This window comes from Saccharopolyspora oryzae (genome assembly GCF_027853915.1).
GTDB lineage: Bacteria > Actinomycetota > Actinomycetes > Mycobacteriales > Pseudonocardiaceae > Saccharopolyspora > Saccharopolyspora oryzae.
Genome location: NZ_JAQGLA010000008.1, coordinates 159696 through 174470, shown reverse-complemented (window position 1 = coordinate 174470; position 14775 = coordinate 159696). Strand labels below are relative to the sequence as shown.

Here is a 14775-nt window from a genome sequence, read left to right as displayed (position 1 = left end):
TTGCTGCTGAGCGCTCTGCTGTTCATGTGCCTGCTGGGGGCCGGGGCGATCCTGCTGCCGCTGTACCTGCAGACCGTCCTGCACGAGTCGACGTTCGCCAGCGGCCTGGCGGTGCTGCCGGGCGGTCGTCACCGACAACACCGCGGGCATGTTCGCCGCGGCATCGGGCAACGCCCTCATCGCCGACGAGGACGCCACCATCGCCAGGACCACCTATCGCGAGTGGCTCGCCCGCTGACTCAGCCGCCGCGCCGGGTTTCGGCGAGCCGTTGCAGGCCGTCGAGCTGCCACTCCAGCTGCTGCTCGAAGGTCACCACTTCGGCCATCGGATCAGGTTCGTCCAACCAGCGGATGTAGTGCGGGTGCTCGCCGTCCGCCTTGATCCGCTCCAGGTAGGGGCGCACGGCCTCTTCGAGCTCGGCGTCGGAGGCGAGCCCGGTCCGCTGGCGCATGGCGAGCTCTTCCAGCAGCGCCAGCCCGGAGCCGAAGACCTGCCCGAGCACGGTGTTGATGAAGCCGATGCGGCCGGCGGCCTCCAGGCCGAGCTCGTCGACGGCGGCGAGCGCGGAGTCGTAGAGCCGCAACGCGTTCGGGCCGAGCGGCGGGCGGCTGAAGGCCAGCCGCGCGAACCACGGGTGCCGTTGCACCGCGGCCCACGCGGACAGGCCCATCTCGCGCAGGCAGGTCCGCCAGTCGCCGGGCGGCGGCACGGTGATCTCGCCGTAGACCTCGTCGACCATCAGGTCGGTCAGCCCGTCCTTGCTGCCGACGTAGCGGTACAGCGCCATCGGGCTGCGCGTGCCGAGCCGGCTCGCGATCGCCCGCATCGTGACCTCGCCCGATGAGCTCTCGTCTGCGAGGCCTATCGCGGCGGCGACGACTCGTTCGCGGCTGAGCTGGTCGGTGGCTGGTGGGGGCGGCGGTTCGTCGAACCAGACCAGGCCGCCCGTTGGTTTGGCAGCGTTCATTTGCCTCGGATGGTAGCCGCGTGTACAACGTACACCGTGAATGTACAACGTACACTCGACTCCCAGGTGCTGGTGGTGGGCGGCGGCCTGGTCGGGTTGACGACAGCTCTCGTCCTTCGCCACCACGGCGTCGACGTGACGCTGGTGGAGAAGCGCGCGACGACCTCGCCGCAACCCAAAGCCCGCCGGTTCCACGTGCGCAGCCTGGAGATCTTCCGCGCGCTCGGGCTCGCCTCGACGGTCCGCGAGGCCGCGCGCGACCTCGCCGAACACGACCACATGGCCACGGGGCGCACGCTCGCCGAAGCCCAGCAGCTACCGCTGTGGCGGCCCTCCGGCCCGGACGGCGATCCGGTCGAGCCCAGTCCGGAGCTGCCGTGCCTGGTCGCCCAAGACGTGCTGGAGCCGGTCCTGCGGCAGGCGGCCGAGGATGCCGGGGTGCGAGTGCGGTTCCAGACCGAGCTGACCTCGTTCGCGCAGGACGCCGACGGTGTGCTCGCCGAACTGGACGATCGCCGGACGGGGCGGAACGACCAGCTCCGCGCGGCTTTCGTCGTCGCGGCGGATGGTGCGCGCAGTCCGGTGCGCGCCGCGTTGGGGATCGGCCGTTCCGGCCGCGGTGCCGTCGGCGGGCCCAACGTCAACGTCTACTTCCACGCCGATCTGTCCGACGTGGTCCGCGGCCGGGAGTTCAACCTATGCCAGCTGGAGCATCCGGACGCGCCGGGTGCGCTGGCTTCGGTCGACGGGCGGTTCCGGTGGGTGTTCATGGCCGGAGGTGCCGAGGTCGAACGGGATTGGCCCGCGCTGCTGCGCACCGCGCTCGGCGTGCCGGCGCCGGATCTCGACGTCCGCAGCGTCTTGCCCTGGCAGCCGGAGATGCTGATCGCCGACCGCTATTCGGACGGTCGGGTGCACCTGGTGGGGGATGCCGCCCACGTGATGCCGCCGTTCGCCGCGCTCGGCGCGAACACCGGCATCGACGACGCGCACAACCTCGGCTGGAAGATCGCTGCGGTGCTGTCCGGTGTGGCCGAGCCTGCGCTGCTGGACAGCTACGACGCCGAGCGGCGCCCGGCCGGGTGGTTCGCCGCCGACCAGTCGAGCCGGCGATCGGGCGTGACGACCACGCCCGACCCGACGTTGGCCGACCCGTTCGTGCTGGCAGCTGGTGGATTCCAGTACCCGGCCGGGGCTTTCGCGGGCGGCCCGGACGAGGGCGGCGAGATCGAGCCGATCACCGAGTTCGCCCCGGCCGGGCGCGTCGCCACCCGCATCCCGCACCGCTGGCTCACCCCCGGTCTGTCCACTCTGGACCTCGCTGGCCCGGGATGGGCGCTCGCGGTGGCCGACGAACCGCAGCGCTGGGCAGCCGGCGGGATCCCGGTCCACCGCCTGGACGCAGACTTCCTGCCACCGGGCGAAGGGCTCCTGATCCGCCCCGACGACGTGATCGCCTGGCGCGGCACCGACCCCACCGCACCGGCCGAAGTCTGCGCGAAGCTCCTCGCCGGAGGGTGACCAAAAAGAAGGAGCACCTCCGACCAGCGCGGTCGGAGGTGCTCCTCAGCGTCGAAGCGGTCAGTCGCCCGCGGCGGTCTCCGCGAGCGGCTTGGCCGCCGGAGCCAGTTGCCTGGTCTTCTTCGTGCGGCGGTTGCGCCGGTCCAGGTAGGTGGCGAACCACGTCAGCAGCAAGCACATCGAGATGTAGATCGCCGCCACCACCAGGCTGACCGGGATGATCGGCCGGTCCAGCGTCGGGATGCCGCCGAGGTAGCGCGCGTAGTACAGCAGCTCCTGGTAGGTGATCAGGAAGCCGAGCGCGCTGTCCTTGAGCAGCACCACCAGCTGGCTGATGATCGCCGGCAGCATCATGCGCACCGCCTGCGGCAGCACCACGGTCCGCATGACCTGGTTCTTGCGCATGCCGATGGAGTACGCGGCCTCGGTCTGGCCCTTGGGCAGGGCGGTCACCCCGGCCCGGAACGTCTCGGCCAGCACCGAACCGTTGTACAGGGTCAGGCCGAGCACGACCGACCAGTACTGGCCGAAGTTCACGCCCAGAGACGGCGCCGCGTAGTACAGGAAGAAGATCAGGACGACCAGCGGGATCGCGCGGAACAGCTCCACGACGAAACCGCACGGCACCCGGATCCAGGAGTGGTCGGAGAGCCGGCCGAGCGCGAACACCGCGCCGAAGACCAGCGCGAACAGCGCACCCATCAGGAACGCGCGGACGGTGTTCCACAGGGCGCCGAGCAGCTCGATCTGGATCTGCTCGTAGAGCAGCCACTCCCACTTGCTGGCGTCGAACTGGCCGGTGGAGTAGAAGCGCAGCACCACGTAACCCAGCAGGGCCAGCACCACGATCGTGCTGATGATGCTGATCAGCCGGTTGCGCGCGCGGGCGCGCGGCCCGGGGGTGTCGAACAGGACGCTGCTCATCGGGCCACGCTCCACCGTTTCTCGAAGCTGCGCTGCACCAAGGTCAGCGGGATCACCAGGATCAGGAACCCGACGGCGATCCACACGAACGCGTTCAGCGTCGGCTCACCCTGCTCGTTGAGGAACGGGATGACCGAACCGATCTCGTTCACGCTGAACCCGGCCGCGACCGTGGTGTTCTTCAGCAGTGCGATCAGCACGCTGACCAGCGGCGGAACCGTGGCGCGGAACGCCTGCGGCAGGATCACGCTGGTCAGCGACTGGCCGAAGCCGAGGCCGATGGAGCGCGCCGCCTCGGCCTGCCCGACCGGAACGGTGTTGATCCCCGCCCGCAGCACCTCGCAGACGAAGGCCGACGTGTAGATGGTCAGCGCGATGATCGCGGCGGTGAAGAACGGGAACTGGATCAGCTCGAGCTTGGGGTAGGCGAAGACGAAGAAGAAGAATACCAACGTCAGCGGAGTGTTCCGCAGCAACGTCACGTACCCGGTGCCGACCGCGCGCAGTGCCGGGATCGGGCTGACCCGCATCGTGGCCAGGATCGTGCCCAGCACCAACGAGCCCGCCGCGGACAGCAGGAAGAGCTCGATGGTGCGGAGGAATCCCCTGGCGAGGACGTCGCCGTACTCCACCAAGATGTCGAACAATGAGTACTCCAGGAGGAATCAGATGCCCAGGGTGCTCGTGGCGCCCTGGGCATCCGATGACGGATCAGTAGCGGTCCACCTTGGGCGGTTCGGCGGTGCTGCCGGACTTGCCGAGGGTCGCGTCGTAGATGCGCTTCCACTCGCCGCCGCTGGCCGCCTGCTCCAGGATGTCGTTGATCTTCCCGCGCAGGGCGTTGTCGTCGCGGGACAGGCCGACGCCGTAGGGCTCCTCGGAGAACGGCTTGCCGACGACCTTGACCTTGTCCGGGTCCTGGGCCGCGTAACCCTTCAGGATGGCGTCATCCGTGGTGACCGCGTCGATCTGGCGGTCCAGCAGCTGCTGCACGCACTCCGAGTAGCGCTGGAACTCGACGATGTTCTGCGGCTCGGTCAGGCCCTCGCTCTTGACCTTCTGGATCGGGGTCGATCCGGTCGCCGAGCAGACCTTCTTGCCCTTGAGCGAGTCCTTGCCGGTGATGTCGGTGTTGTCCGAGCGGACCAGCAGGTCCTGGCCGGCCATGTAGTACGGCCCGGCGAAGCCGACCTGCTCCTTGCGCTTGGCGTTGATCGTGTAGGTGCCGACGTAGTAGTCGACCTCACCGGTGGAGATCGCCTGCTCGCGCGCGGTCGACGGGATCGGCTTGTAGTCGATCTGCGTGTTCGGGTCGAAACCCAGCTGCGCGGCGATGTGCCGGGCGATCTCGATGTCGAAGCCGGAGTACTCGTTGGTGACCGGGTCGCGGAAGCCCAGACCCGGCTGGTCCTCCTTGACACCGATCGTGACGCGGCCCTTCTGCTTCATCCGGTCGAACGTCGGCGATCCCTGGACCTGCACGTTCTGCGCGACGTCCTGCTTGACCTGCTGGTCACCGCCGCCGGGGGAGCCCTCCCGACCGCAGCCGGTCAGGGCCAGCGCCAGCGAGGCGGCCAGCACGGTCACCAACCGCATTTTCTTGGCTCGCATTCTCTGCCTTTCTCCGCAGGTGGGCACTCAGTGGGTGAGGATCTTGCCGAGGAAGTCCTTGGCGCGGTCGCTCTTGGGGGAGTCGAAGAACGCGTCGGGCTTGGCGTCCTCGACCACCTCGCCGTCGGCCATGAACAGCACCCGGTGCGCGGCCCGGCGGGCGAAGCCCATCTCGTGGGTGACGACGACCATGGTCATGCCCTCGGCGGCGAGGTCGGTCATGACGTCGAGCACCTCGTTGACCATCTCCGGGTCCAGCGCGGAGGTGGGCTCGTCGAAGAGCATCACCTTCGGCTTCATCGCCAGCGCCCGGGCGATCGCCACGCGCTGCTGCTGACCGCCGGAGAGCTGCGCCGGGTACTTGTCGGCCTGGTTCGCGATGCCGACCCGTTCCAGCAGCTGCAGCGCGGTCTCCCTGGCCTCGTCCTTGCTCTGCTTGCGGACCTTGATCGGCCCGAGCGTGACGTTCTCCAGGATCGTCTTGTGCGCGAAGAGGTTGAACTGCTGGAACACCATGCCGACGTCGGCCCGCAGCTCGGCCAGCGCTCGGCCCTCGGAGGGCAGCGCAACACCGTCGATCTCGATGCCGCCGGAGTTGATCGGCTCCAGCCGGTTGATCGCGCGGCACAACGTCGACTTGCCCGACCCGGACGGCCCGAGGACCACCACGACCTGCCCGCGGGGGACTTCCAGGTCGATCTCCCGCAGCACGTGCAAGGAACCGAAGTACTTGTCGACCGCGGACATCCGGATCATCGGCACGTCCGTGGAAGCTGCGGTCATTCAAACTCCTGAACGCATCAGAATGGGTTTCGTTGGCCGAAACTTAAGCCCCTTCGGGGGGATAGTCCAGATGGAAGGTGCCTTGACAGGTTGCAAGTAGGTTACGCTCCGCAGTCGCTTTTCGTGGGTGATCACTAACGCTCAGTAGCCGAACCGCGATCGACCAGGGCGCCGGGCGGGTGAATCCACGACATGACCAGGCGCTACCGTGGAACGGTGAGCACGAGGACGTACGAGATCCGCACCTTCGGCTGCCAGATGAACGTGCACGATTCGGAGCGGCTCGCGGGCATGTTGGAGGACGCCGGGTACGAGCGCGCCGGTTCGGGCGACGCCGACGTGGTCGTGTTCAACACCTGCGCGGTGCGGGAGAACGCGGACAACCGCCTCTACGGCACGCTCGGTCACATGCGCCCCGCCAAGGACCGCAATCCGAACATGCAGATCGCGGTGGGCGGCTGCCTGGCGCAGAAGGACCGCGACACGATCGTCAAGCGCGCCCCGTGGGTGGACGTCGTCTTCGGCACCCACAACCTCGGTTCGCTGCCGACGCTGCTGGAGCGCGCCCGGCACAACGGAGAGGCCGAGGTCGAGATCCTCGAGGCGCTCGACGTCTTCCCGTCGACGCTGCCCGCGCGCCGCGAATCGGCCTACGCCGGCTGGGTGTCGGTCTCGGTCGGCTGCAACAACACGTGCACGTTCTGCATCGTGCCCGCGCTGCGCGGCAAGGAGAAGGACCGCCGTCCCGGCGAGATCCTCGCCGAAGTGCAGGCGTTGGTGTCCGAGGGCGTGCTCGAGGTGACGCTGCTCGGGCAGAACGTCAACGCCTACGGCGTCGAGTTCGGCGACCGCTTCGCGTTCAGCAAGCTGCTGCGCTCCTGCGGGGAGATCGAGGGCCTGGAGCGGGTTCGCTTCACCTCGCCGCACCCGCGCGACTTCACCGACGACGTGATCGAGGCGATGGCCGAGACGCCGAACGTGTGCCCGCAGCTGCACATGCCGCTGCAGTCGGGCTCCGACCGGATCCTCAAGGCGATGCGCCGCTCCTACCGCTCCGAGCGGTACCTGAACATCCTGCGCAACGTGCGCGAGGCGATGCCGGACGCGGCGATCACCACCGACATCATCGTCGGCTTCCCGGGGGAGACCGAGGAGGACTTCGAGGGGACCATGGAGGTCGTCCGGCAGGCGCGGTTCTCCAGCGCGTTCACCTTCCAGTACTCCAAGCGACCCGGCACGCCCGCGGCGGACCTGCCCGACCAGCTGCCCAAGGAGGTCGTCCAGCAGCGCTACGACCGGCTGGTCGAGCTGCAGAACGAGATCTCCTGGGAGGAGAACAAGAAGCTCGTCGGTCGTCCGGTGGAGCTGCTGGTCGCCGAGGGTGAGGGCCGCAAGGACGCGGAGACCCACCGGCTGTCCGGCCGCGCCCGCGACGGGCGGCTGGTGCACTTCACGCCGACCGGTGCCGTCGACCGCGAGATCCGGCCCGGCGACGTCGTGCACACCACCATCACCCGCGCCGCCCCGCACCACCTGGTCGCCGACACCGACATCAGCGCGCACCGGCGGACCAGGGCCGGTGACCACTGGGAGGAGGGCGTGCGGCCGAAGACCTCGGGCGTCACGCTCGGCCTGCCCTCCTTCGGAGCACCGGCCGCGAAACCGGCCGCGGAACAGGGATGTGCGTGTTGAGCCGAGTTCAGGACGTGACGATGAGCAACGCCAAGATCGGCCGAGACCTGCTGCGCCCCATCGACCCGGGCGCCCGAGCGGTGCTGATCGCCTCGGTGATGCTGATGCTGGTGCTCTCCTCGCTGCTGCCGTGGGCCGGTGACGCCGCGGGCTGGCAGGTGCTGACCGGCCAGGCGTCCCCCGAGCTCAAGATCGGTCTGCTGCCATGGCTGTTCGCGGTCAACTCCACGGTCGTCGGCCTGGGCTTCGGCGCGCTGGCGCTGATCACCCGCCGCTGGGTGTTCGCCTTCGCGGCGGGCCTGGCCGGAGCGGTGGTGACCTTCGAAGGCGTGATCGCGATCTGGTCCCGCCAGACCAGCGGCCAGCACGGCCCGTCGATCGGCCTGATCCTCGCGGTGATCTGCATGGCCGTCCTGGCGGTCCAGTGGATCAAGACCATCTGGACGCGCGACGAGGACTGAACTTCCTCGGTGCCGGGGCACCTTCGACCGCTGGTCGGAGGTGCCCTTCGCTTTTCGGCTGATCGGGTGAGCGCGCCAACCGGCCCGGTGCTCCGGACGTCCCACGGGCATGTCGAGAGATCTTCACTGGGACGGCGGCTACAACGTCCGCGACCTGGGCGGCCTGCCCGCAGGGGACGGGCAGCAGGTGCGTCGGGGCGCGGTCGTGCGCTCGGCGGGTTTGTCGTTCCTGACGGAGAAGGGCTGGACGCAGGTGTGGGAGCACGGGGTCCGCACCGTCGTCGACCTGACTAGCGAGGGCGAGGAGCGAGCTGACCTCGCGCCGCGACCGGCCGGTCTGACCAGCCTCAAGATCCCGCTGGACCCGGTGCACGACACCGAGTTCTGGGACTGCTGGGGCAACGGGCTGCACGGCACCCCGCTGTACTTCCGGCCGTTCCTGGACCGGTTCCCGGAGCGCACCGCGGAGGTCGTCAAGTCCATCGCGCACGCCGAACCGGGCGGCGTGATCGTGCACTGCTCCGCTGGTCGCGACCGGACCGGGATCATCTCGCTGGTGCTGCTGGCCTTCGCCGGGGTGGCGCCCGACGAGATCGTCGCCGACCACGCCCTCAGCGACGAGCGGTTGCGGCCGATGTTCGAGCGGCTCGGTCGACCGGACCAGGAGCCGGTGATCAACGAGGTCCTCGCCGAACGCGGCACCACCAAGCGCGAAGTGGTGCGCGCAGCGCTCGACGGCTTCGACGCCGAGGCCCACCTGCGTGCTGGCGGCTGCACCGACGCGGACCTGTCGGCTCTGGAGCAGAGGCTGCTCGCGCCGTCCGCATGACGGCGCGAGCCCGCGCGGCTTACCGGCTGGCGATCGCCTGCTCCGCGGCCGACAGCCACTCCCGCCACTGGTCGGCCTGCTCCTGCGCCTTCTTCGCGCGGCGTTCGTCGCCCGCGGCGCGCGCCTTCTCGGCCTGCGCCTCGAACTGCTCGACCCGCTCGCGGAACTGGTCGACCCGGGCCTGCGCCTCGGGGTCGGTGCGCCGCCACTGCGCGTCCGCGGCGGAGCGGATCTTGTCGCCCACGGCCCGCAGCCGGCCCTCCAGCTCGCGCATCCGCTCCCGCGGCACCTTGCCGATCTCGTCCCAGCGCTCCTGGATGCGGTGCAAGTGCGCCTGGGCGGCCTTGAGGTCGGCGGACGCGTCGATCTGCTCGGCCTCGACGAGCAGCTCCTCCTTCAGCTTCGCGTTCTCGGCGAACTCGGCGTCGCGCTCGGAGAACGCCTCCGAGCGGCGGCTGAAGAAGCGGTCCTGCGCGGCGCGGAACCGCTGCCACAGCGCCTCGTCGCTGTCTTTCGGCGCCCGCCCGGCGGCCTTCCACTCGGCCATCAGCTGCTTGTAGCGGTTCGCGGTGTCGCCCCAGTCGCTGGACTCGGTCAGCGCCTCGGCTTCCTCGACGAGTTCCTGCTTGCGGGCCTTGGACGCCGCGCGCTGCCGGTCCAGCTCGGCGAAGTGCGAACCCCGGCGGCGGCTGAACGCGTCGCGCGCCTTGGAGAACCGCCGCCACAGCTGCTCGTCGGTCTTGCGGTCGACGCCGCGGACCTTCTTCCACTCCTCGAGGATCTGGCGCAGCCGGTCGCCCGCGCTCTTCCAGTGCGTGGCCTCGGCTGCGATCTCCTCGGCCTCGGCGACCAGGGCTTCCTTGCGCGCGATGGCGTCCGCGCGGGCCTGCTCCTTCTCGTGCTTGGCGCCTTCGACGGCCTGCTCGGCGCGCTCCAGCAGGTGCTCGATCCGGGCGTTGAGCGCGGCCAGGTCACCGATCACGTGCGCATCGGCCAGCGACTCGTGCAAGTGCTTGGCGTTGGTCAGGGTGTGCTTCGGGTCGCCGGCGTGGGTGCGCAGCCGGGTCTCCAGCAGCTCGACCTCGGTGAGCAGGTCGTCGAACTTGCGCGCGTAGAGCGCCAAGCCCTCGGCGGCGTCACCGGCCTGCCAGGAGCCGATCGCCCGTTCCCCGTCGGCGGTGCGGACGTAAACCGTGCCGTCGTCGTCCACCCGACCCCACTTGGTGGGATCGCTGGACGCGGTCGGTACCGCGGGCGCGGCCGTGGTTGACCCGGTGGTGCCGGTGGTCGAGTCCTCGGTCGCCTTCTTGGCGACCGGCTCGGGGGTCGTGTCCTGGTGCGTCATGGCCGGCTTCCTCCTTGCGTGCCCGCTCCGATGCCCGTGCTCGGCACGGGCGCCCCGAACGATCGGGGCCCAGCAAGCGGTGACCCGAACCCATCGGCGGTCCGTCCTCCGCTGGCGCATTCAAACAGGTCAAGGCGCGAATCGGTACTCCGTCGCGGAATTGACGCGCCGGAGCAACGGCGAACCTCCGCGCGCGGCACCCGCAGCGATCTTGTGACCTGCACGGCTTCATTGTCATCAAGCACCTGTTCGGTTGCAGCGGGCAGGGGTGGCCGAGCCGGCCTCGAAGCCGCTCGTGACTCCCCGCTCCGTGCCATTCGCCAGTGCCTCTACCGTGCACAGATGTGATCACCTGTGTCGCCGTGGTGCCGTACCCGCCGTTGCTCGCCCCCGCGCTGACCGTGCGAGCCGATGCGGAGACCGAGCGTGTGCGGGGCGCCTGTTCGCGCGCCGTGTCCAGTCTGACTGAATGTGCAACCGAATGGGTGGCCGTTGGTGCAGATCGATCGGGCCCGCGCGTGCTGGGCCCGGACTCGGCCGGAACCTTCGCGGGGTTCGGCGTCGACGTCCCGGTGACGTTGGGCGGCACCGCGCCCGCGGACCCGGATTTCCCGCTCCCCGCGCTGGTCACCGGCCTGCTGCGCGAACAGGCCGGTGCCCGCTCCGCATCGGTGCACCTGCTCGCTCCGGACACCCCGGCGCAGGAGTGCCGGCGGCTCGGTGAGTCGTTGGCGGAGGAAGCAACCGGCCTGCTGGTCCTGGCGGATGGCACGAACTGCTCCGACGAGCGCTCGCCGTACCCGCCGGACCAGCGAGCAGGGCAGCTCGACGAGCAGATCCGCACGGCGCTGGCCGATGTCGACACCGACCGCCTCCAGGCGCTGGACCCGGAGCTGTGCGCCGAACTCGGTGTCGAGGGCCGCGCGGCGCTCCAGGTGTTGCCGGGAGTGGTGGCCGCCAGCGGCGGAACCTGGCGGGGCGAGCTCCTCTACTCGGCAACCCCGTACGGAGTCACCTACCACGTCGCCACCTGGACCCGGCAGCTCTGACCCCAGCGTCATCACCCCGGGCGGTGTCGATTTCGTGCGAAATCGACCACCCAGGGCAAGGGGATCCGGTGGGTCGGGGGCGATTAGGGTCGGGGGGTGCAGTGCCTTCCCCACCTGGTGGCGATCGTCGGTCCCACCGCCACCGGAAAATCGGATCTGGCCGTGGAGCTCGCCCAGGAGCTCGGCGGTGAAGTGATCAACGCGGACGCGATGCAGCTCTACCGGGGGATGGACATCGGCACCGCCAAGCTCACCGAGGCCGAGCGGCAGGGCGTTCCGCACCACCTGCTCGACGTCCTCGACGTCACCGAGACCGCGTCGGTCGCGGCCTACCAGCGGCAGGCCCGCGGCGTCGTCGAGGACGTGCTCGCCCGCAACCGCACCCCGATCCTGGTCGGGGGCTCCGGCCTCTACGTGCAGGCAGTGATCGACGACCTGACCTTCCCCGGTACCGATCCGGAGGTCCGCAGCAAGTTCGAAGCGGAGCTCGCGCGGGTCGGCCCCGCCGCTCTGCACCAGCGGTTGGCGGAGCTGGACCCGGCGGCCGCCGCGGCGATCCTGACCAGCAACGGGCGGCGCATCGTGCGCGCGCTCGAAGTCATCGAGATCACCGGCAAGCCGTTCTCGGCGAACCTGCCCAAGCCCGGGCCGCCGCGCTACGGCGCGGTGCTGCTGGGTCTGGACCGTCCGGTCGAGGCCCTCGACGAGCGCGTCGACCTGCGCGTCACCCGGATGTTCGACGCAGGACTCGTCGACGAGGTCCGCCGCCTGGAGAAGGTCGGGCTGCGCGAGGGGCGCACCGCCAGCCGTGCCCTCGGCTACCAGCAGGTCCTCGCCGAACTCGACGGCGAGCAGGACATGGCGGAGGCCGCGGCCGAGACCGCCAAGCTCACCCGCCGCTTCGTCCGGCGGCAGCGGTCCTGGTTCCGCCGCGACCTCCGGACCCGCTGGTTCGACGCCGCCGACCCGGCGCTGGTCGCCGACGTCCGGGCCGCGCTCGCTCCGTAGACTTGCTGCGTGCGCACTTCTCAGGGGCCCGAGTTCATCAAGGGCCACGGCACCCAGAACGATTTCGTCATCCTGCCCGACCCCGACGGCGCGTTGGAGCTGACCGAGGCGCGGGTGCAGGCGCTGTGCGACCGCCAGCGCGGGCTGGGCGCGGACGGCGTGCTGCGGGTGGTCCGGGCCGGCGCGCTGCCGGACGCCCCCGCCGACGTCCCGGCCGACGTGTGGTTCATGGACTACCGCAACGCCGACGGTTCGATCGCCGAGATGTGCGGCAACGGTGTGCGGGTGTTCGCCCACTACCTGGTCGACGCCGGGCTGGCCACCGGGGGTGAGCTGCCGGTCGGCACCCGCGCGGGCGTGCGACCGGTCCGGATCTGCGACGACGGGCAGGTCACCGTCGACATGGGTGCGACGAAGATCTTCGGCGAGTCCACCACCACCGCGTCCGGCCGCACCTTCACCGGGGTCGCCGTCGACGTCGGCAACCCCCACCTGGCCTGCGTGAGCGACGTCGAGCTGGAAGGCCTGGACCTCAAGACCCGGCCGCCGCACGACCCAGACCTGTTCCCGAACGGCACGAACGTCGAGTTCGTCCGGCCGCTGGACAGCGATCACGTGCAGATGCGGGTCTACGAGCGCGGGGTGGGCGAAACCCGCTCCTGCGGGACCGGCACCGTCGCGGCGGCGGTCGCGGCGCTGCGCGCGGCCGGCGCGGACACCGGGCGTCGGGTCGTGCACATCCCGGGTGGCACCGTCGAGGTGGAGGTCACCTCGACGACTGCCACGCTCACCGGACCGGCAGTCCTGGTCGCCCGCGGGCACCTCGACCCGGCCTGGTGGCAGAACGCGTAGCGGTTCGGCTGTTGGTGGCCTCACACGGGTGCGAACGGGTCACCGCCGGTTCGAGGCGTGAAAATCAGTCGCGGGCCGTGGGACAATGGCGTTGATATGAAAAATTCTTTGACCTGGTCCGCCGAGCTCGACCACGACGTGGTCGAACCCGACGAGTACGAATCCGTCCCGTCTGCAGATCCGTCCACGGGTGAGATGGAACGCACCGAGCGTGCGTCGCTGCGGCGGATCGCGGGGTTGTCCACCGAGCTCGAGGACATCACCGAGGTCGAATACCGCCGCCTCCGCCTGGAGCGCGTGGTGCTGGTCGGCGTCTGGACCGATGGCGACGCCGCGCACGCCGACGCCTCGCTGGAGGAGCTGGCCCGGCTGGCCGAAACGGCCGGTTCGGAGGTGCTGGAGGGCATCATCCAGCGCCGCGACCGACCGGACCCCGGCACCTACGTCGGGTCCGGCAAGGTGCTCGAGCTCCGCGACATCGTCGTGTCGACCGGCGCGGACACCGTGATCTGCGACGGTGAGCTCTCGCCCGGCCAGCTGCGCCAGCTGGAGGAGAAGCTCAAGGTCAAGGTGGTCGACCGGACCGCGCTGATCCTGGACATCTTCGCCCAGCACGCCCGCTCCAAGGAGGGCAAGGCGCAGGTCGAGCTCGCCCAGCTCCAGTACTTCCTGCCGCGCCTGCGCGGTTGGGGCGAGACGATGTCCCGGCAGGCCGGTGGTCGTGCCGGCGGTGCCAACGGCGGTGTCGGTACCCGTGGTCCTGGTGAGACCAAGCTGGAGACCGACCGGCGGCGCATCCACAAGCGCATCAGCAAGCTGCGCAAGGACCTGGCCGCGATGCGCACGGTGCGCGGCACCAAGCGCGGTCGCCGGGAGGCCAACGAGGTGCCGAGCGTGGCCATCGCCGGCTACACCAACGCCGGCAAGTCCAGCCTGCTCAACGCGCTGACCGGCGCGGGTGTGCTGGTGGAGGACGCGCTGTTCGCCACCCTGGATCCGACCACCCGCCGGGCCGCTACCCCGGACGGTCGTGCCTACACGCTGACCGACACCGTCGGTTTCGTGCGCCACCTGCCGCACCAGCTGGTCGAGGCGTTCCGCTCGACGCTGGAGGAAGTCGGCGGCGCGGATCTGCTGGTGCACGTCGTGGACGGCTCCGAGGCGTCGCCGCACGAGCAGGTCGCTGCGGTGCGCGAGGTGCTCAGCGAGATCGGCGACGAGCACGAGTCGGAGATGCCGCGGGAGCTGCTCGTGGTGAACAAGATCGACTCGGTGGACGAGACGCGCATGGCCGAGCTGCGGCGGTTGCTGCCGGGCGCGATGTTCGTCTCCGCGCACAGCGGCGCGGGTGTGGAGGAGCTGCGCGAGGCCATCGCCGACTTGCTGCCCCGCCCGGACGTCTTCGTCTCCGCGCTGGTGCCCTACACCCGCGGCGAACTGGTCGCCCGGGTGCACGCCGAGGGCGAGGTCGTCGCTGAGGATCACACTCCGGACGGCACCCGTCTCCAGGCCAAGGTCCGGTCCGATCTGGCCAGCGCGCTGGAGCCCTTCGCAGGCAAGGGCTGAGGACTGCTGTTGCACTGCTGCTGGTGACGTCGGGCGCTGCCTCGACGTCACCAGTTCTGCGCGCCGGTGCTCTTGACCGGGCGACGGGTCGAATCCGTCGATCGAGCCGAGCGGGACCGGCGCTTCAACCGGCCAGCACTGCCGTTCGCTGCTGTGCTGGCCGGAG

15 protein-coding genes are annotated in these 14775 nt (G+C 70.1%); 8 read left to right on the top strand and 7 right to left on the bottom strand.

Annotated elements, in window-relative coordinates; all coding sequences use genetic code 11:
• Together OU415_RS08440 and OU415_RS08435 are read right to left on the bottom strand one after the other, a co-directional pair.
• Positions 1 to 213 (bottom strand): hypothetical protein (locus OU415_RS08440; protein WP_270948042.1); only part of this gene is annotated, 213 nt, incomplete at its 3' end.
• A 26-nt stretch (positions 214 to 239) separates the two neighbouring features.
• Positions 240 to 968 carry a TetR/AcrR family transcriptional regulator C-terminal domain-containing protein gene (locus tag OU415_RS08435; protein WP_270948030.1) on the bottom strand — a complete coding sequence of 243 codons (729 nt, stop codon included), beginning with the start codon at positions 966 to 968 and terminating at the stop codon, positions 240 to 242.
• Positions 969 to 1004: 36 nt separating this feature from the next.
• Between OU415_RS08435 and OU415_RS08430 the strand changes: the two genes are divergently transcribed.
• Positions 1005 to 2489 carry an FAD-dependent oxidoreductase gene (locus OU415_RS08430; RefSeq protein ID WP_270948029.1) on the top strand — a complete coding sequence of 495 codons (1485 nt, stop codon included), beginning with the start codon at positions 1005 to 1007 and terminating at the stop codon, positions 2487 to 2489.
• 60 nt (positions 2490 to 2549) lie between these two features.
• Here the strand turns inward: OU415_RS08430 and OU415_RS08425 are convergent, their stop codons facing one another.
• From OU415_RS08425 to OU415_RS08410, 4 genes are all read right to left on the bottom strand, one after another.
• Positions 2550 to 3413, bottom strand: a complete 864-nt coding sequence (locus OU415_RS08425; protein ID WP_270948028.1) for an amino acid ABC transporter permease — start codon at positions 3411 to 3413, stop codon at positions 2550 to 2552.
• The gene (locus OU415_RS08420) at positions 3410 to 4060 is read right to left on the bottom strand and encodes an amino acid ABC transporter permease (RefSeq protein ID WP_270948027.1); all 651 of its coding nucleotides are present in this window, start codon (positions 4058 to 4060) and stop codon (positions 3410 to 3412) included. Before OU415_RS08420 ends, OU415_RS08425 begins: the two co-directional genes overlap by 4 nt.
• 64 nt (positions 4061 to 4124) lie before the next feature.
• A complete protein-coding gene (locus OU415_RS08415; protein WP_270948026.1) occupies positions 4125 to 5024 on the bottom strand; it encodes a glutamate ABC transporter substrate-binding protein in 900 nt (299 codons plus the stop codon).
• 27 nt (positions 5025 to 5051) lie between these two features.
• Positions 5052 to 5780 (bottom strand): amino acid ABC transporter ATP-binding protein, encoded by a 729-nt coding sequence (locus OU415_RS08410; RefSeq protein ID WP_270948041.1) that lies wholly within the window; start codon positions 5778 to 5780, stop codon positions 5052 to 5054.
• 219 nt (positions 5781 to 5999) lie between these two features.
• Here OU415_RS08410 and miaB point away from each other — a divergent pair, with 219 nt between their 5' ends.
• From miaB to OU415_RS08395, 3 genes are all read left to right on the top strand, one after another.
• A complete protein-coding gene (gene miaB, locus OU415_RS08405; RefSeq protein ID WP_270948025.1) occupies positions 6000 to 7499 on the top strand; it encodes a tRNA (N6-isopentenyl adenosine(37)-C2)-methylthiotransferase MiaB in 1500 nt (499 codons plus the stop codon).
• The gene (locus OU415_RS08400) at positions 7496 to 7960 is read left to right on the top strand and encodes an Rv2732c family membrane protein (RefSeq protein WP_270948024.1); all 465 of its coding nucleotides are present in this window, start codon (positions 7496 to 7498) and stop codon (positions 7958 to 7960) included. The genes miaB and OU415_RS08400 overlap by 4 nt, the downstream gene beginning before the upstream one ends.
• A 109-nt stretch (positions 7961 to 8069) precedes the next feature.
• A complete protein-coding gene (locus OU415_RS08395) occupies positions 8070 to 8789 on the top strand; it encodes a tyrosine-protein phosphatase (protein WP_270948023.1) in 720 nt (239 codons plus the stop codon).
• Between the two features lie 19 nt (positions 8790 to 8808).
• Here OU415_RS08395 and OU415_RS08390 read toward each other — a convergent pair whose 3' ends face one another.
• Positions 8809 to 10134 (bottom strand): DUF349 domain-containing protein, encoded by a 1326-nt coding sequence (locus OU415_RS08390; RefSeq protein WP_270948022.1) that lies wholly within the window; start codon positions 10132 to 10134, stop codon positions 8809 to 8811.
• A gap of 485 nt (positions 10135 to 10619) precedes the next feature.
• On the opposite strand from OU415_RS08390, the gene OU415_RS08385 reads away from it, so the two are divergent.
• From OU415_RS08385 to hflX, 4 genes are all read left to right on the top strand, one after another.
• Entirely contained in the window at positions 10620 to 11183 is a 564-nt protein-coding gene (locus OU415_RS08385; RefSeq protein ID WP_270948021.1) for a class III extradiol ring-cleavage dioxygenase family protein, read from the top strand.
• Positions 11184 to 11279: 96 nt separating this feature from the next.
• Positions 11280 to 12191, top strand: a complete 912-nt coding sequence (miaA, locus tag OU415_RS08380; RefSeq protein WP_270948020.1) for a tRNA (adenosine(37)-N6)-dimethylallyltransferase MiaA — start codon at positions 11280 to 11282, stop codon at positions 12189 to 12191.
• A 9-nt stretch (positions 12192 to 12200) separates the two neighbouring features.
• Positions 12201 to 13043 (top strand): diaminopimelate epimerase, encoded by an 843-nt coding sequence (dapF, locus tag OU415_RS08375; protein WP_270948019.1) that lies wholly within the window; start codon positions 12201 to 12203, stop codon positions 13041 to 13043.
• A 195-nt stretch (positions 13044 to 13238) separates the two neighbouring features.
• Positions 13239 to 14609, top strand: a complete 1371-nt coding sequence (gene hflX, locus OU415_RS08370) for a GTPase HflX (protein ID WP_270948040.1) — start codon at positions 13239 to 13241, stop codon at positions 14607 to 14609.
• The last annotated feature ends 166 nt before the right edge of the window (positions 14610 to 14775 follow it).